The organism is Variovorax sp. VaC1, from assembly GCF_043658315.1.
GTDB lineage: Bacteria > Pseudomonadota > Gammaproteobacteria > Burkholderiales > Burkholderiaceae_C > Variovorax.
The window spans coordinates 258,655-273,857 of the sequence record NZ_JBIGLT010000002.1; the positions used below are offsets into that span (position 1 = coordinate 258,655).

The following is a 15,203-nucleotide window of genomic DNA, read 5'->3' on the forward strand; positions in this document are numbered from 1 at the left end:
AGTTGCGCCTGATAACTATTGCCTGTCTGACACAATCGCCCGGTGGATATTTCCAATCTGATACAGACCGTTCTCATCTACGCACTGCCCGTGATCTTCGCGATCACCGTGCACGAAGCGGCCCACGGCTATGTGGCGCGCCATTTCGGCGACAACACGGCCGAGGTGATGGGACGCGTCACCCTCAACCCGATGAAGCACATCGACCCCATCGGGACCATCCTGATGCCGCTGATGCTGTACTTCGCGACATCGGGTGCCTTCCTGTTCGGCTATGCCAAGCCGGTGCCGGTCAACTTCGGGCGGCTGCGCCATCCGAAGCGCGACATGGTGTGGGTGGCGCTGGCGGGGCCGGTCTCCAACTTCATCCAGGCCATCTTGTGGGCACTGGTGCTGGTGACCTTGGTCGCGGTCGGCATCAATGAAACCTTTTTCATCAAGATGGCGCAGGGCGGCGTGCTGGTCAACCTCGTGATGTGGGCCTTCAACCTGTTCCCGCTGCCGCCGCTCGACGGTGGGCGCGTGCTGGCGGGCCTGCTGCCCAACGGGCCGGCGCAGAATTTCCTTGCGCGCATCGAGCCCTATGGCTTCTTCATCGTGATGGCGCTGGTGCTCGCGGGCATCGTCAGCAACTACTGGCTGCGGCCGCTGATGGACGTCGGCTACACCGTCATCAACCTGATCATTACGCCGCTCAAGGCATTGCTGCTCTAAGTTTCTCCGTACGTACGTCACATGGCTTCGTCTTCTTCAGCTCCCCTGCGCGTCCTGACCGGCATCACGCCCTCGGGCACGCCGCACCTCGGCAACTACGTCGGCTCGATCCGCCACTCGGTGCGGCAAAGCGTCGCGCCCGGTGTCGAGAGCTTCTTCTTCCTGGCCGACTACCACGCGCTCATCAAGGTGCAGGAGCCCGAAAAGATCCAGCGCTCCACGCTCGAGATCGCCGCGAGCTGGCTGGCCTGCGGGCTCGACCCCGAGCGCGTCACCTTCTATCGCCAGTCGGACATTCCCGAGATTCCCGAGCTGACGTGGTTCCTGACCTGCGTCACCGGCAAGGGCGTGCTCAACCGTGCCCACGCCTACAAGGCGCAGCTCGACAAGAACATCGCCAAGGGCGAAGACCCCGACACCGACGTCACGGCCGGCCTCTTCATGTACCCGGTGCTGATGGGTGCCGACATCCTGATGTTCAACGCCCACAAGGTGCCGGTGGGCCGCGACCAGGTGCAGCACATCGAGATGGCGCGCGACATGGCGCAGCGCTTCAACCACCAGTACGGCGAGCACTTCACGCTGCCCGACGCCGAGATCGACGATGCCGTTGCCACCCTGCCCGGCCTCGATGGCCGCAAGATGAGCAAGAGCTACAACAACACGATCCCGCTGTTCGCAGCGCGCGCGTACCTGCAAAAGCAGATCGCCAGCATCGTGACCGACTCGCGCGCGCCCGGCGAGCCCAAGGACACCGAGGGCTCCGCGCTCTTCCAGATCTACCAGGCCTTTGCCGATGCCGACGAGACCGAGATGCTGCGCAAGGCCTATGCCGATGGCATCGGCTGGGGCGACGCCAAGCAACTGCTGTTCGAGCGCATCGACCTCGAAGTGGCACCGCTGCGCGCGCGCTACGACGCGCTCATGAACAACCCGGCCGAGATCGAGCGCATCCTGCTCATCGGCGCAGAGAAGGCACGCGACCTCTCCAAGCCCTTCATGACCCGCCTTCGCCACGCGGTCGGCCTGCGCAACCTCGCGGCGGGCAAGAACCAGGGCGGCGCCAAGGCGGCCAAGGTCGCAAAGCCCAGCTTCAAGCAATACCGCGAGCGCGCCGACGGCCTCTTCTACTTCAAGCTGCTCGACGCGCGCGGCGAGACCCTCTTGCAAAGCCGTGGTTTCACCTCGCCGCAAGAAGCTGGCCGTACCATCGCGACTTTGCAGGAACAGCGCGGCGCTGCATTGGCCACCCTGGCCGCGCAGCTCGAGCCGCTCGACATGGAAGGATCACGCGCCGTCACCGAGGCGCTGGAGGCACTGGCGGAGGCAACGTCCACAACCCAAGGAAGTTGATCCGGCATGAGACCCACCGGCCTATCCGCCGGTGAGCAGGAAGAGAGAAGACGGTGCGATCACAAAGGAAGAAAACATGAGCATTTATGTCATCGACGACCACCCCCTGATGCGCGACGCGATCGTGATGGTCTTGCGGCGCCTGCGCCCAGCCGAGAACATCGTCGAACTCGAGCGCCTCGACAAGCTCGCGGGCTCTGTCCAGCAGCGTGGCGCTCCCACCCTTTTCTGCCTGGACCTGAAGCTCCCGGACACCAATGGCGTCTCGGGCGTCATCGCGGTCAAGCAGGTCTATCCCAACGTGCCGATCGCCGTGTATTCGGCGGCACCGGCCGCGGACATGGAAGACGCCTGCATCGAAGCCGGCGCCGACACCTACATCGAGAAGTCGGCCAGCTCGAACGAACTGGCGGCTGCACTGCGCGGCCTGCTAATGGCCGGCTCCGAAGAAACCGACGAGCCGCCGGCCGCCAACAGCGGCAAGCTGTCCAAGCGCCAGACCCAGTTGATCGCCATGCTCGACAAGGGCATGAGCAACCGCGACATCGCCACCGACCTGGAGATCAGCGAACACACGGTGAAGGTGCACCTGTGGCGCCTGTTCCGCCGGCTGGGTGTGAAGAGCCGCACGCAGGCGCTGCACTTCGCGCGTACCAACGGGCTGCTGTCGGGCTGACTGGCTCGCCCCCAGGCTGCACGCACTTCGCGTCGCTTCGCCAACCCCCTGACGGGGGCAACACCTGAGGCCCGGCAAAGCCGGTTCCTCGGTGTTTCTGGAGTGAGGCTGGTGCCTTGTCGAGAACCGCGCCTTGTGCGCGGTTTTTTATTGCGCGTTCAACCGCCCGACGCACTCACACGCGCCTGCGCCACGGCCTCGTCCGCATCGTGCAAGGCGACGCGGAACACGCTGCCACCGCCCAGCCGCGAACGCACGCTCACCGGATGCCCCAGCACGTGCGACAGCCGCGCCACGATGGCCAGGCCCAGGCCGAAGCCGTCCGAGGTGCCGGCATGGTCGGCGACCTTGTAGAACTCCAGGAACACATCGCGCAGGTGTTCAGGCGCGATGCCGATGCCGGTGTCCCACACCTCGACGCGCATGCCTTCGCGCGTCTGCCGCGCGGCGAGCAGCACGCCGCCTTCGGTCGTGTACTTGATCGCGTTCGCCAGCAGGTTGCCGATCATGCGGCGCACGCGGATCGGGTCGGTCAGGAACGAGCCTTCGGTCAGGTGCACGCGAAAGTCCAGCCCGCGGCTTTCGGCCACCGGGCGGTATTGCAGTTCGAGGTCGTGCAGCAGCTCGGACACGTCGACGCGCTCGATGTGCAGCCGCACCTGGCCCGAGTCGATGCGCGCCAGGTCGAACATGGAGTCGAACAGCGCGTTCACCGCGTGCGTGGCGCGCACGATCTTCGGCGCGAGCTCCAGCACCAGTTCAGGCTCGTTGCGCAGCCAGTCGGCATACAACGAAAGTGCCAGCACCGGCTGGCGCATGTCGTGCGCGGCGCTGGCCAGGAAGCGGTTCTTCATGGCCACGGCCGACACCGCGGCCTGCCGCTGCTGGGTGAGCGACTTGATCAGGATGTGGTTGTGGAACAGCAGCTCCAGGCTGTTGCGCGCCGTCTCGTGAATGTGCCGCCCCGCCCGCAGCAGCAGGAACCAGTGAAGGATCGGCAGGACCGGCATCAGGTAGCTGTACTGGAACTGCGGATGCTGCACGATGATGAACGACAGCCGGACCACCACCGCGCCCAGCATCGTGATGAACAGCGTGTTGACGTAGCGCTTGAGCAGCGGCGGATGCAGTGCCAGCCCGTTGAGCGGGAAGGTACCGACACCCGCCACGATGAGCCAGCTCATGAACTGGTTGACCTGCGGCGTGCGCTCGAAGAACAGCAGGATCGAGAAGCCCCACACCACCGCGCTGGTGCTCCAGATGAAGCCATAGCGCTCGGTGAACTGCTGCTGCGCCGTGGCGCTGCGGCCGGCGTAGCGCACGGCATAGACCCGTGCACCCCACGCGCGGCAGGCGGTGGCGATGATGCCCGCCACCAGCCAGGTGATCAGCTCCCACCGGGGCACGTAGCCCCAGTTGAGGCCGACCATCGCCGGCATCAGCGCGAACGAGACGAAGTAGGAGCCGCGCGCGGAGCGCATCAGGCTGCGGATGAGTTCGCCGCGCACCCATGATTCGGCCTCGTCGGCCGAAGCCGGGGCGGGTGTCAGACTGGCGATCGACGCATTGGCCATATGGCGCATGACCCTTGTTTATCCGGCCACAAAGAGAAAGCCCCATGGGACCCAGGGGCGCGAAGAGTCGGCGATCTTAACGGGCCGTGGGTTATTGTTTCACTGGGTAACGATTCAAAAGTACCCCCGCCACTGCGAAAAGCATTCAGGAAGAATCACCGCATGCTGTCCCATGTTTTCGTCGGCGTGACCGACTTCGAACGCGCCTTTTCCTTCTATGCGTCGATCATGAACGAGCTCGGCCTCAAGCTGAGGTTTCGCGACGACACCCGGCCCTGGGCCGGCTGGCAGAGCCCCGATGCGCCGCGTCCGCTGTTTCTGGTGGGTACCCCGTACGACGGGCAGATTGCCACGACCGGTAACGGCCAGATGGTGGCGCTGATGGCCGCCGACCGCGCAACCGTCGACCGCACCCATGCCACCGCGCTGGCCGGCGGCGGTGTGTGCGAAGGCCCGCCGGGGCTGCGGCCGCACTATCACCCCGACTACTATGGCGCCTATTTCCGCGATCCGGACGGAAACAAACTCTGCGTCTGCTGCCACACACCACCAACACCATGATGAACAACCTGACCCCCTTCCTCATTCACTGGGCCATCACCGCCGTCTCGCTCTGGGTGGCCAGCCACCTGTTTCGCGGGCTCAAGTTCGACAGCACCGGCGCGCTGGTGGTGTCGGCCCTGCTGCTGGGCCTGGTCAATGCCGTCGTCAAGCCGCTGCTGATCTTCCTGACGCTGCCGCTGACGCTGGTGACCTTCGGGCTCTTCCTGCTGGTCATCAACGCGCTGATGATCCTGCTGGTGGCGGCGCTGGTGAAGGGGTTCCGGGTGTCCGGCTTCTGGACGGCCCTGTTCGCGAGCATCTTCATCTCGCTGCTGAGCATCGCCATCGGCTCGTTCGTCACGAGCAACGACCCGGCCGAGAAGGTGCAGATGCCGCAAAGCGGCAACTGGCTCTGACCTTAGGTTTTCTGCGGGCCTAGCCGAGCACCGCGCCGCCGCGCAACAGCGCCTCGCGCAGCGCCGGCACGGGCACCGCCCGGACCTGCGCGGCCATGCCGGCGTCCGCGGCCCTGGCGGCCATGGCCGCCGCGATCCCGGCCGCATGCCCGACCGCCATCGAGATCGTCATCACGCGGATCGCCGCCAGCGCCTCGTGGCTGGCCGAGATGCCCCGGCCGACCACCAGCGCGTTGTCGAGCGTGCTCGGGATCAGGCTGCGGTACGGGATCTGGTAGGCATGGTCGGGCCCCATCGGCACGTAGTGCAGCGAACCGCCCGAGGCCGGGTGGATGTCGATGGGGTACGCGCCCGCCGCGATCGCATCGGGAAACTGCACCGGCTTCAACAGCTCCTCGGCCGTCAGCACGTGGTCGCCCTCGACCCTGCGGGTCTCGCGCACGCCCACCTGGGTGGCAAAGGCGCGCAGCCGGCCGTCTTCGCAGCCGGGCACGGAATGGGTCAGGAACCACGCCGCCTTCCAGGCTTGCCGGCGTCCTTCGATCTCGGCGGCGCCCAGCGCCATCGGGTCGGTGGCGTCGATGCCCAGGCGGCTGATGTTGAACCAGCCATCGGTCGAGTACGGGTCGCGGCTCGAATGCAACGCGGCGCGCGCCAGCTGGCCCTGCGCATAGCCTCGCGCGGCCAGTTCGGCCAGCTCGGCTTTCGTGAGCGCGCCGAAGCGATCGAAATCGATGGGCCCGAAGCGGAACATCATCGTGGCCGGCTGCAGCGATTCGTTGTCGCCGAGTTCCAGGAAGCGGGCGCCGGCCTGCTTCAGCGCGTCCATGTCGCCCGAGGCATCGACGAGCACGCTGGCACGCAGGCGCAGCACACCGCCCTTGGTGAGCACGCGCATGCCGACGATGTGGCGGCCTTCGCATTCCACGTCCAGCAGGTTCGCATGCAGCAATGGCCGCACGCCGGCCTCGGCCACCATGTCGTCGAGCGCCAGCTTGAGCACCTCGGGTGCGTATTCCACGCGGTCCATGTGGTGCCCGGTGGACATCACGAAGCGCTCGTGCGAGCGCGCCGCGCCATACAGCCGCAACCTGGCAACAACCTCGTCGGCCAGGCCCGCCACCACGCGGCGGCCATTGCCGGTCTGCCAACTGTTGAACTGCGCCACGGCCCCTGCAGTGGCATTGCCGCCGAGGAACCCGTAGCGCTCCACCAGCACGACCGAAGCGCCCTGCCGGGCCGCAGCGACCGCGGCCATGGTGCCCGCGACACCGCCGCCGCACACCACCACGTCGGCTTCGATGACGTGGCTGCCCATGCCTGTGTTGGTGCTCATGTCAGCTCTCCAGCCGGATGCCGCGGGTCTTGACGACCTGGCTCCATCGGTTGCCTTCGGCCTTCAGGTACTCGGCCGTGGCCTCGCGCCCGCTCGTGAAGGTTTCGAGGCTCAGCGCGTCGAAGCGCTTCTTCACCACGTCGGATTGCAGCGCGCCGGCCAGCAGCTTCTCGAGCCTTGCCAGCCCTTCGTTCGGGATCGTGCCTTTCGGCGCGACCAGCGTGGCCCAGCCCTCGACCTCCAGGCTCTGCAGCTTGAGGCTGCGGAAGGTCGGCACGTTGGCCAGCTCTGGCACCGGCTGCGGCGAAGATACGGCCAGCGCCCGCAGGCGCCCCGAACGGATATGAATGATCACGCTCGGCAGGTTCAGGAAGCCCATCGACACCAACCCCGAGATCAGGTCGGGCATCAGCGCGCTCTCGCCCTTGTACGGCACGCTGACCAGCGAAGTGCCGGTCTCCAGCGAGAACAGCTCGGCCGTCAGGTGCGCCAGCGTGCCCGTGCCGCTGTTGCCCGCGCTGAGCCTGCCGGGCTGCGCCCTGGCCTGCGCGATCAGGTCGCCGACGCTCATGGCCTTCGAGTCCGCGGGCACCACCAGCACCAGCGGCTGGCGCGACACCATGCCGATCGCGTCGAAATCGCGCGCCACGTCATAGCTCAGCTTGGGGTTCAGCACCGGGTTGATCACCATGCTGTTGCTACCCATCAGCAGCGTGTGGCCGTCGCGGCTTTGCGCCGCCGCCGCCACGCCGATCGCGCTGCCCGCGCCCGGCTTGTTTTCCACCACCACCGCCTGCCCCAGCTGCGGCGCCAGCACCTCGGCCAGCACGCGCGCCGAGCCGTCGGCGCCGCCACCCGGCGCAAAGGGCACGATGATGCGCAGCGGCTTCGTGGGCCACGCCTCGGCGGCCCGTGCCTGGCGCGGCAACCCGCCTGCCAGCGTGCCGCCGGCGGCCAGGGCCAGTGCCGACAACACGTTTCTGCGGGTGATGCCGGATGCGTCATTCATGCCGCCTGCCGCGGGGGGACGTTGGACCATGTGCTTGTCTGCCTTTGTGCTTGCTTTGTGTTCAGCGAATGCGCCGATCCTAGGAAGGCACCCGACGGCCGACAAATACCAACTTGTCGTGTGCCCATAACATCGCGTTATCCCCTTGGCTCCAGACGACGGAGAAAGTCATGAACCTCAGACAGATCGAAGTCTTCCGCGCCGTCATGGTGGCCGGCTCGGTCACCGACGCCGCGCGCCTGCTGCACGTGTCGCAACCCGGCATCAGCCGCATGCTCTCGCACATCGAGCTGCAACTCGGGCTGCCGCTCTTCGAGCGCCGCAAGGGCAAGCTGCTGGCCACGCCCGAGGCCCAGGCGCTGTTCGCCGAGGTCGAACAGGTCTATCGCGGCGTGGCGCGCATCGACGAATGCACGCAGGCACTGAAGAACGGCAAGATGCTGACGCTGCGCGTGCTGTGCAGCCCCGGCACCGGGCTGGAGATGGTGCCCAACGCGCTCATGGCGCTCGGCCGCGAGTTTCCGTCCGCCAGCATCTACATGGAGGTCGCGCTGGCGAAGGACATGGTCAAGCGGCTCGCGGCGCACGAGGTCGACGTCGCCATCTCGACCCTGGCCATCGACGACCCGCTGCTCGATTCGCGCCCCATCGGCAAATGGACGCTGGCCGGCGTTTTCCCCAAGGGGCACGCGCTCGAGGCGAAGCGCACGCTCAGGCCGATCGACATCCTGAAGGAGCGGATGATTTCCTTCAGCCCCGACACGCCGCAGGGCCGCATCATTGCCGACTGGTGCGCCAGCAACGGCCGCAAGCCCGATGCGCAGATCGACGTGCGTGCCGGCCAGGCCGCCTGCGCGCTGGCAGCGGCTGGCGCAGGCGTTGCCATCGTCGACGACCTCACGGCGCGCGGCTGCATGACCGACCGGCTGAGCCACCGGCCGATCGCCAAGGCCCCGCTGTACGACGTGTTCGCGGTGACCAACCAGAACTTCGCGGCCTCGCTGCTGTCGAGCCGCTTCATCGTGCATGCGCAGGCGGCGCTTCGCCAGCTCAAGCGGCACGCCTGAGCACGGCGCGCGCCCGGTGCGCCATCCCATATTCCGCTGAGGGACAGAAGGCAACGGCTCCCTATGATCCGGCTCACCCGGGCACGACACCGGTGAGAGGGATCCCCATGAAAATCGCCTTCGCCTCCTGCATGAACTTCGAGGCCGGCCCCGGCGGCTACCAGCGCGTCTGGAACCGCATCGCGGCCGAGCAGCCCGACTACCTGTTCCTGCTGGGCGACCAGATCTACATGGATTTCTTTCCTCATCTGGAAGAGCCCGCCGGATGGAAGGCGCCGCAGTTCCGGGAAGCGATGGCCGCCAAGTACACGGCGCAGTGGAACGTGCCCAATTTCAGGCTGCTGTTCGACGGCATGCGCCAACGCCAGGACAACGGCGGCGGCGTCTACGGCACCTGGGACGACCACGACTTCGCATGGAACAACGCCTGCGGCACGCAGGTCGACCCCGCGGTCAAGGCCGTGTCGCGCGAACTCTTTTCGCAGTTCATGCGGATCGACCCGCCGACCGAGGGCATCTATTACGCGATCCCCTTGATTCACCAGCAGCAGCGCATCGGCAAGGCGATTTTTCTCGACACGCGCTGGTACCGCGACCTGCCCGGCGACGACCACACGCTGCTCGGCGAAGACCAGTTCAAGTTTCTTGAAGCGCAGCTGAAGGACGAGCAGGGCTTCGTCGTGATCTGCGCCGGCACGCCGATCCGCGCGACCGGCAACGGCTGGATGCGCTACCGCGACGACTATGCGCGCTTTCGCCAGCTGATCTACAAGCGCAACGTCATCTTCCTGTCGGGCGACATCCACGAGAACGCCTTCCTGCCGCCGCCCGGCGAGACCAACATCTTCGAGATCATTTCCTCGGGCGCCTTCGTCACCAAGTACAAGTACGTGGGCGACCGCGAGAACTTCGGCATCCTCGACTACACGCCCGCCAGCACCGACATCAAGCTCTTCGACAAGCACGGCCTGGAGACGCACAACGTGATCGACAACGCCACCTTCTCGTACCAGGAAGTGAAGTAGCCAGGCAGCGAAGCAGCGCGACTACGAAAGACCGGCGTTCATCGCGGGCTGCGCGGCCTCGGCCCGGGCGTCCTCCATGCGCAGTGCCGGCGACAGCGAACACCACGACACCGGCGTCGACACCGGGTACGCCCTCGGCGACCGCGCCGAGGACGACGACCAGCACCGCACGGCCCCGTTCGGCTCGAACACGTAGCCCAGGCCCCGCACGGTCTGGATGAACCTCGGCGCGAGCGGGTCGGGCTCGATGACCTTGCGCAGCCGGGAAATCTGCAGGTCGATGCTGCGGGTGAGCGGCTCCTGTGCGCATGCGCGCGTCAGTTCCGCCAGGGCCTCGCGCGACTGCGGCTGTCGCGGGCGGCTCACCAGCGCGTGGAGCATGGCGCAGGCGCCGTCGGTCAGCGCAACCGCCACGCCGTCTTTCGTCAGCACGCCGGTGCCGGCGTGCCAGGCGAAGCCGCCAAAACAGATGGCGCCGGGTTTCTCCGGTCTTGCCTCGCACGACGAACGGCCGGGATTCATCGACATCTTCTTGTCTCCTTGATTGGTGCAGCCAGGGGGTCTGATGTGTGACGCGAGGACGATACCCACGCGAGACTTTCGAACAGCTGTCGGTCCACGCAGAAAGTCCCAAGGGTTTTCCCGGGCCATCGGCCGGTGCGCAAGACCCCCGCAAGCTCCCTGCGGATACATAGATGGATCGCACCGCACCCCGGCGATACGATCCGCCGCCGGAAGGCCGCCGGGGCGTCCTTCCGCGCATCGATACACGCACCGCATCAGCGAGGACTACATGCACCTTCGGCTCTCACACCGTTGCGCGCTGGCTGCCGCAACCTTTCTTCTTTCCCTGTTCGCGCACGCGGAAAACGGGATCGGCAAGACCAGCGTCCTGCTCGGGGTTTCCAGTGAATTCAGCGGCCAGGCCATCGCCAGGGAGAACACCGACAGCGCCCTTGCGTACTTCGCCTACGTCAACAAGCGCGGCGGCGTGTTCGGCCGGCAGATCGAACTCAAGACCTACGACGACGCCCGCGACGTGAAGAAGACGATCGAGAACACCGAGCGGCTGATCACGCAGGACAAGGTGTTCGCCCTGTTCGGCTACCGGTCGACGCCCACCAGCGAGGTGGCCATTCCCGTGGCCACGCGCCATGGCGTGCCGATGGTGGGCTCCTACAGCGGCGCCCAGTCGGTGCGCGAGCCCTTCAACCCGCTGGTTTTCCACCTGCGCGCGAGCTACCAGCAGGAGGCCGCCGCCATCATCGACCAGCTGGTCGTGCAGCAGATCCACAGCATCGCCGTGCTCTACCAGGACGACAGCTTCGGCAAGGATGGCCTGGCCGGCTTCACCAACGCACTGGCCAGGAACAAGCTCAAGGCCGTCGCGACGGCCAGCTACAGCCGCAAGGATCTCAAGGTCGACGACGCCAGCAAGACGCTCGCGGCCGCATCGCCCGCCGCCATCGTGATGGCATGCACGCCCAGCGCCTGCGTCGACTTCATCAAACAGACGAGGGCACGCGCGCGGGGCACGCAGTTCTATCTGCTGTCGAACGTCAACTCGAACGAGTTCGCGCACGACCTGGCGGCGGACGGCAACGGCGTTGTGGTTTCGCAGATCGTTCCCTCGCCATGGAACAACGCACTGCCGTTGACGCGCGAGTACCGCGAGGCGCTGCAGGAGGCGGGCAATTCCGGCGCCATCGCCTATGGCGGCTTCGAAGGCTTCATCACGGCCAAGCTCTTCGTCATGGCGCTGCAGCGCGCGGGCGCCGACCCCACGCGCGCCAAATTCATGGCCGCGCTGGAATCGATGCGCGAGGTCGACCTGGGTGGCATGTTCGTCCGCTTCTCACCTTCCAACCATCAGGGCTCGGCGATGGTCGAGCTGACCATGATCAACCGCAACGGCAAGTACATCCGCTAGGGAAGGCGGACGGGCCCCTGCTCCCGTTTCGGGCGTTCCCGGCATCTTGCCGGCGCTGTCGCATATCCTCGACCCCGATTCCCAGAGAGCGCCCCTTGCCCCCGACCAAAGCCCCCGCCCCCCTCTCCCGCCCGGCGACCATGGCCGACGTGGCCGCGCGCGTCGGCGTCTCGAAGATGACGGTCTCGCGCGCGCTCAACCGCAGCGTGGGCAGCGACCGCGTGACCTCGCAGGCGCTGCGCCAGCGCATCCTGCAGGCCTGCGAAGAGATGGGCTACGTGATCGACCAGACGGCGCGCACCTTCTCCAGCAAGCGCTCGGGCTTCATCGCGGTGCTGATCCCGTCGCTGAACAACTCCAACTTTTCAGAGACCGCGCAGGGCATCACGGCGGCGCTGGAAGCACGCGGCCTGCAGGTGCTGCTGGGCTACACCGACTACCACGTCGAGACCGAAGAGCGCTTGCTGCGCGCCATGCTCGCGCGCCGGCCCGAAGGCGTGATCCTCACGGGCGGCGTGCACACGCCCGCCGCGCGCGCCATGCTGCAGGCGGCCGGCGTGCCGGTCGTGGAGACCTGGGACCTGCCCGCCACGCCCATCGAGCACACGGTCGGCTTCTCGAATGCCGAAGCCGCTGCCGCAATGGTGCGGCACCTGCACCGCAAAGGCTACCGGCGCATCGCCTTCATCGGCGGCACCTCGAACCGCGACACGCGCGGTGCCGACCGGCAGCACGGCTACGCGCAGGCGATCCGCGAGCTGGGCCTGCCCGGCGGGCGCGTCATCAGCTTCGGCCAGCCGCCGATCTCGATGGCGCAAGGCGGCGAGGCGATGGCGCAACTGATCCGGCAATGGCCCGACGTGGACGCCGTGCTCTGCGTGTCCGACCTCTCGGCCTTCGGCGCGCTGATGGAATGCCAGCGCCAGGGCTGGGACGTGCCGGGCCGCATCGCTATCGCGGGCTTCGGCGACTTCGAAGTCGCGCGCGCCTGCCATCCGCGCATCACGACCGTCGCGGTGGACTGCGTGGGCATCGGCAAGGCGGCGGGCGAACTGCTGCTGCGGGTGATCGACGGCATGCGGGCCGGGCACCGGCCGCCTGCCGAGACGGTGATGATTCCGTTCCATGTCGAGCAGCGGGAGAGCTCCTGAAGCGGGCTCGGGTTTTTTTTAGAAGCGCGAAAGAGCCCTCGCACGCCGCGTCGCGTTGCCAGCCGGCATCAACGATTCGCCGCCTCGAAGAACGCGAGGATCTGCTCGCCAAGCCACTGCTCGCCGCTGTTGAAGTGGGCCATGATCGACACGTGGTTGTGCCCGGCCACACTCAGGTGCCGCGGCGCAACGCGCCTCGCCTCGGCCATGCGCCACGCGAACTCGGTGGCATAGACATCCAGCAGCGGGTTTTCGTACTCGGCATGGACCACGAAGGTGGGCAGCACAAGCCGGTGCGCATGCGCCATCGGTGACAGGTGCGCATAGGCGGTCGCGTCGTCGCCGAAGTACGCGCGAACGCCGGCCGCATTCGGGTTCTCGGGCAGCGCATCCGCCTGCAGGCGGGCCGACACCAGCACCAGGCAGCGCAGGTGCCGCCCCATGAAGCCGAGCCCCGGGTCGCAGGCATAGCTGGCCGCATGCGTGCCGCCCGCCGAATGCCCGACGAGGCAGACGGCATCGGCGTCGCCTCCATGTTCGGCGACGTGGTGCACGACCCACTCGCAGGCCATGGCCAGGTCGCGTGCGCCTTCGGGATGCACGGCCTCGGGCGCGAGGCGGTACTCGACATTGATGCCCACGCAGCCCTGGCGCGCGAACCAGGCGAGCACGTTGCCGTACATCGCGGCGTTGATGTCCTTGCTGCCGCGCACGAAGGCGCCGCCGTGCACGAACATCACCACCGGCGCATGGCGCGCGCCGCGTGGCCGGTAGACGTCGAGCACCTGGCGCGGATGCGTGCCGTAGGGCAGGTCGCGGATCACTTCGCAACCGTCGGTGGGCGCCGCCATGAGCAAGGGCAGGTACGCGGCCTTGACGCGATCGCCGGCCGCACGGATGTCCTGCTGCCACGCCGGACCGGTCTCGCGCAGCAACCGGTCGATCGCGTCGGGTCTGTCGCTCGGCATGCCTGGCCTCGCTTCGTCTTGCGCTCAGCCGGGCCGGAAGGCCGATGCCTCGACCTCCACGCGCCACGCCGGATCGGCCAGCGCCCGCACCACCAGCAAGGTCGATGCCGGGCGCGCTTCGCCAAGGAACGCGGCGCGCACCGGCCCGAGCCGACGGACGTCGCTGCCGTCGATGAGGAAGGTCGTCACCTTGACGAGGTGCGACACGTCCATGTCCGCGGCGCGCAGCACCGCCACGAGGTGGGTCCAGGCCTGTCGTGCCTGGGCCTCGAAGTCGTTGGGCACACTGCCGTCGGCGGCCACGCCGATCTGTCCGGCGATGTGCAGCCAGGTGCCGGCGCCGCTCACTGCGATGCCGTGGCTGTAGGGGCCGCCGGGCGGCGGAACATCGGGGGGTGCAATGCGGGTGGCGAGCGTGTTCGTCATCAGTGCACCGCCGCGTCGAGTTCGGGAATGAACGGGATCTCGACACCGTAGGCACCGATGTCCTCGCGGATCTTGTCGACGCCGCGCTTGATGATGCCCATCTCTTCGTCGGGATGGGTGGCGCCGAGCCCGTGGTCGGCCGCCAGCGCGCGGTTGCGGCCGGAGCGCCGGCGCTCGTCCTCGGGCAGGTTCACGACCGCATAGACGCCGTTGAGCAGGCTGCCGCGCAGCTTCTTCGCGACCTTGATGCCGATGGTCTTCTTCTCGTCGGGCGGCAGCTCGCCGAAGAAGCGCCGCATGATGATGCGGCCGAACTGGATGTGCCGCGCCTCGTCGCGCAGGATCAACCGGCAGGCCTCGCGGATCGAGTCGAAGCGCGCGTTCTCGTAGCGCGCCTGCAGCAACTCGCCCGACAGCTGCTCGAACAGCGTATTGACCGACAGGCCGGCGAAGAAGCTCATGGCCCGCTCGTCCTTCTCGTCATGGAAGCGCGGAATGATGTCGCGGAAGTAGTCGGCGCGCGGCGTGGGTTCGTAGGCGCCCAGGTGCTCGGCGATGCGAAAGCTCGCTTCGTGGTGGCGGAACTCCTCGGCAATGAAGTTCGTGATGTGCTGCTTGATCTCGAAGGGCTGGTGCCCAAAGATCGCATCGCGCAGCCGCTCCGCGCCATAGGGCGTCGCGCCATGCTCCATCCAGGCGCGCAGGCTCCACCATTCGGCGCCCGCCTGCCGGACCTCGGGCGGCAGGTCGGCCTTCTGCAGGTCGCTGTAGTCGATGTCGGCCACCGGGTCCCACGCCAGTTCGCGCGCCTGGGTGCACAGGCGCCAGACCTCGGGATATTCCATCTTCGAGACCACGGGGTAGGGGTTGGGCACGGAAGGGATCTCTTCGAGCAATGAGGGCTGCATGGGCGATGTCCGTCGTGGGTTGATGGATGAATGGATGAATGAGGAAGGGGCTGCAAGACGAACGGCCATGCTAGGAAGGCCGTGCTCATACATCCAATACTGTTTAA

Annotated in this window: 16 protein-coding genes; 9 read left to right on the forward strand and 7 right to left on the reverse strand. The window is 67.1% G+C overall.

The window, feature by feature from the left end; genetic code table 11:
* Positions 1–42: 42 nt before the first annotated feature.
* From ACGLHS_RS08175 to ACGLHS_RS08185, 3 genes are all read left to right on the forward strand, one after another.
* Complete coding sequence (locus ACGLHS_RS08175; RefSeq protein WP_093238346.1) at positions 43–714, forward strand: site-2 protease family protein; 672 nt, start codon at positions 43–45, stop codon at positions 712–714.
* A 21-nt stretch (positions 715–735) separates the two neighbouring features.
* A complete protein-coding gene (locus ACGLHS_RS08180) occupies positions 736–2,067 on the forward strand; it encodes a tryptophan--tRNA ligase (RefSeq protein WP_394478630.1) in 1,332 nt (443 codons plus the stop codon).
* 76 nt (positions 2,068–2,143) lie between these two features.
* Positions 2,144–2,743 carry a response regulator transcription factor gene (locus tag ACGLHS_RS08185; RefSeq protein WP_093238343.1) on the forward strand — a complete coding sequence of 200 codons (600 nt, stop codon included), beginning with the start codon at positions 2,144–2,146 and terminating at the stop codon, positions 2,741–2,743.
* A gap of 158 nt (positions 2,744–2,901) precedes the next feature.
* Here the strand turns inward: ACGLHS_RS08185 and ACGLHS_RS08190 are convergent, their stop codons facing one another.
* On the reverse strand, positions 2,902–4,326 hold the full coding sequence (locus ACGLHS_RS08190; protein WP_256327226.1) for a HAMP domain-containing sensor histidine kinase: 1,425 nt from the start codon (positions 4,324–4,326) through the stop codon (positions 2,902–2,904).
* 153 nt (positions 4,327–4,479) lie between these two features.
* Between ACGLHS_RS08190 and ACGLHS_RS08195 the strand changes: the two genes are divergently transcribed.
* Entirely contained in the window at positions 4,480–4,878 is a 399-nt protein-coding gene (locus ACGLHS_RS08195; RefSeq protein WP_394478633.1) for a VOC family protein, read from the forward strand.
* On the forward strand, positions 4,875–5,276 hold the full coding sequence (locus tag ACGLHS_RS08200; protein WP_394478636.1) for a phage holin family protein: 402 nt from the start codon (positions 4,875–4,877) through the stop codon (positions 5,274–5,276). The genes ACGLHS_RS08195 and ACGLHS_RS08200 overlap by 4 nt, the downstream gene beginning before the upstream one ends.
* A 19-nt stretch (positions 5,277–5,295) precedes the next feature.
* Here ACGLHS_RS08200 and ACGLHS_RS08205 read toward each other — a convergent pair whose 3' ends face one another.
* The gene (locus tag ACGLHS_RS08205; protein ID WP_394478638.1) at positions 5,296–6,612 is read right to left on the reverse strand and encodes an FAD-dependent oxidoreductase; all 1,317 of its coding nucleotides are present in this window, start codon (positions 6,610–6,612) and stop codon (positions 5,296–5,298) included.
* Position 6,613: 1 nt separating this feature from the next.
* Positions 6,614–7,621 carry a Bug family tripartite tricarboxylate transporter substrate binding protein gene (locus ACGLHS_RS08210; protein WP_394478640.1) on the reverse strand — a complete coding sequence of 336 codons (1,008 nt, stop codon included), beginning with the start codon at positions 7,619–7,621 and terminating at the stop codon, positions 6,614–6,616.
* A gap of 170 nt (positions 7,622–7,791) precedes the next feature.
* On the opposite strand from ACGLHS_RS08210, the gene ACGLHS_RS08215 reads away from it, so the two are divergent.
* Positions 7,792–8,688, forward strand: coding sequence for a LysR family transcriptional regulator (locus ACGLHS_RS08215; RefSeq protein ID WP_394478642.1), 897 nt, complete (start codon positions 7,792–7,794; stop codon positions 8,686–8,688).
* A 107-nt stretch (positions 8,689–8,795) separates the two neighbouring features.
* Positions 8,796–9,713 (forward strand): alkaline phosphatase D family protein, encoded by a 918-nt coding sequence (locus ACGLHS_RS08220; RefSeq protein ID WP_394478644.1) that lies wholly within the window; start codon positions 8,796–8,798, stop codon positions 9,711–9,713.
* A gap of 21 nt (positions 9,714–9,734) precedes the next feature.
* Here ACGLHS_RS08220 and ACGLHS_RS08225 read toward each other — a convergent pair whose 3' ends face one another.
* On the reverse strand, positions 9,735–10,241 hold the full coding sequence (locus tag ACGLHS_RS08225; RefSeq protein ID WP_394478646.1) for a winged helix-turn-helix domain-containing protein: 507 nt from the start codon (positions 10,239–10,241) through the stop codon (positions 9,735–9,737).
* A 265-nt stretch (positions 10,242–10,506) separates the two neighbouring features.
* Here ACGLHS_RS08225 and ACGLHS_RS08230 point away from each other — a divergent pair, with 265 nt between their 5' ends.
* Both ACGLHS_RS08230 and ACGLHS_RS08235 read left to right on the forward strand, forming a co-directional pair.
* Positions 10,507–11,643, forward strand: coding sequence for an ABC transporter substrate-binding protein (locus ACGLHS_RS08230; RefSeq protein ID WP_394478648.1), 1,137 nt, complete (start codon positions 10,507–10,509; stop codon positions 11,641–11,643).
* A 140-nt stretch (positions 11,644–11,783) separates the two neighbouring features.
* Positions 11,784–12,794, forward strand: coding sequence for a LacI family DNA-binding transcriptional regulator (locus tag ACGLHS_RS08235; RefSeq protein ID WP_394479869.1), 1,011 nt, complete (start codon positions 11,784–11,786; stop codon positions 12,792–12,794).
* Between the two features lie 68 nt (positions 12,795–12,862).
* Here ACGLHS_RS08235 and ACGLHS_RS08240 read toward each other — a convergent pair whose 3' ends face one another.
* From ACGLHS_RS08240 to ACGLHS_RS08250, 3 genes are read right to left on the reverse strand one after another with little or no spacing between them, the layout of a single operon-like run.
* Positions 12,863–13,762 carry an alpha/beta hydrolase gene (locus ACGLHS_RS08240; RefSeq protein ID WP_394478650.1) on the reverse strand — a complete coding sequence of 300 codons (900 nt, stop codon included), beginning with the start codon at positions 13,760–13,762 and terminating at the stop codon, positions 12,863–12,865.
* 24 nt (positions 13,763–13,786) lie between these two features.
* Positions 13,787–14,188: a RidA family protein gene (locus ACGLHS_RS08245; protein ID WP_093238325.1), complete on the reverse strand. Its 402-nt coding sequence runs from the start codon at positions 14,186–14,188 to the stop codon at positions 13,787–13,789.
* On the reverse strand, positions 14,188–15,096 hold the full coding sequence (locus ACGLHS_RS08250) for a hypothetical protein (protein ID WP_394478653.1): 909 nt from the start codon (positions 15,094–15,096) through the stop codon (positions 14,188–14,190). Before ACGLHS_RS08250 ends, ACGLHS_RS08245 begins: the two co-directional genes overlap by 1 nt.
* Positions 15,097–15,203: the final 107 nt, after the last annotated feature.

What these genes read in the sequence shown, in the direction of transcription:
- ACGLHS_RS08200 (WP_394478636.1), top strand. Translation starts at nt 4,875, where the DNA reads ATGATGAACAACCTGACCCCCTTCCTCATTCACTGGGCCATCACCGCC.
- ACGLHS_RS08195 (WP_394478633.1), top strand. Translation starts at nt 4,480, where the DNA reads ATGCTGTCCCATGTTTTCGTCGGCGTGACCGACTTCGAACGCGCCTTT.
- ACGLHS_RS08240 (WP_394478650.1), bottom strand. Translation starts at nt 13,762, where the DNA reads ATGCCGAGCGACAGACCCGACGCGATCGACCGGTTGCTGCGCGAGACC.
- ACGLHS_RS08245 (WP_093238325.1), bottom strand. Translation starts at nt 14,188, where the DNA reads ATGACGAACACGCTCGCCACCCGCATTGCACCCCCCGATGTTCCGCCG.
- ACGLHS_RS08230 (WP_394478648.1), top strand. Translation starts at nt 10,507, where the DNA reads ATGCACCTTCGGCTCTCACACCGTTGCGCGCTGGCTGCCGCAACCTTT.
- ACGLHS_RS08235 (WP_394479869.1), top strand. Translation starts at nt 11,784, where the DNA reads ATGGCCGACGTGGCCGCGCGCGTCGGCGTCTCGAAGATGACGGTCTCG.
- ACGLHS_RS08185 (WP_093238343.1), top strand. Translation starts at nt 2,144, where the DNA reads ATGAGCATTTATGTCATCGACGACCACCCCCTGATGCGCGACGCGATC.
- ACGLHS_RS08250 (WP_394478653.1), bottom strand. Translation starts at nt 15,096, where the DNA reads ATGCAGCCCTCATTGCTCGAAGAGATCCCTTCCGTGCCCAACCCCTAC.
- ACGLHS_RS08215 (WP_394478642.1), top strand. Translation starts at nt 7,792, where the DNA reads ATGAACCTCAGACAGATCGAAGTCTTCCGCGCCGTCATGGTGGCCGGC.
- ACGLHS_RS08220 (WP_394478644.1), top strand. Translation starts at nt 8,796, where the DNA reads ATGAAAATCGCCTTCGCCTCCTGCATGAACTTCGAGGCCGGCCCCGGC.
- ACGLHS_RS08210 (WP_394478640.1), bottom strand. Translation starts at nt 7,621, where the DNA reads ATGAATGACGCATCCGGCATCACCCGCAGAAACGTGTTGTCGGCACTG.
- ACGLHS_RS08205 (WP_394478638.1), bottom strand. Translation starts at nt 6,612, where the DNA reads ATGAGCACCAACACAGGCATGGGCAGCCACGTCATCGAAGCCGACGTG.
- ACGLHS_RS08180 (WP_394478630.1), top strand. Translation starts at nt 736, where the DNA reads ATGGCTTCGTCTTCTTCAGCTCCCCTGCGCGTCCTGACCGGCATCACG.
- ACGLHS_RS08190 (WP_256327226.1), bottom strand. Translation starts at nt 4,326, where the DNA reads ATGCGCCATATGGCCAATGCGTCGATCGCCAGTCTGACACCCGCCCCG.
- ACGLHS_RS08225 (WP_394478646.1), bottom strand. Translation starts at nt 10,241, where the DNA reads ATGTCGATGAATCCCGGCCGTTCGTCGTGCGAGGCAAGACCGGAGAAA.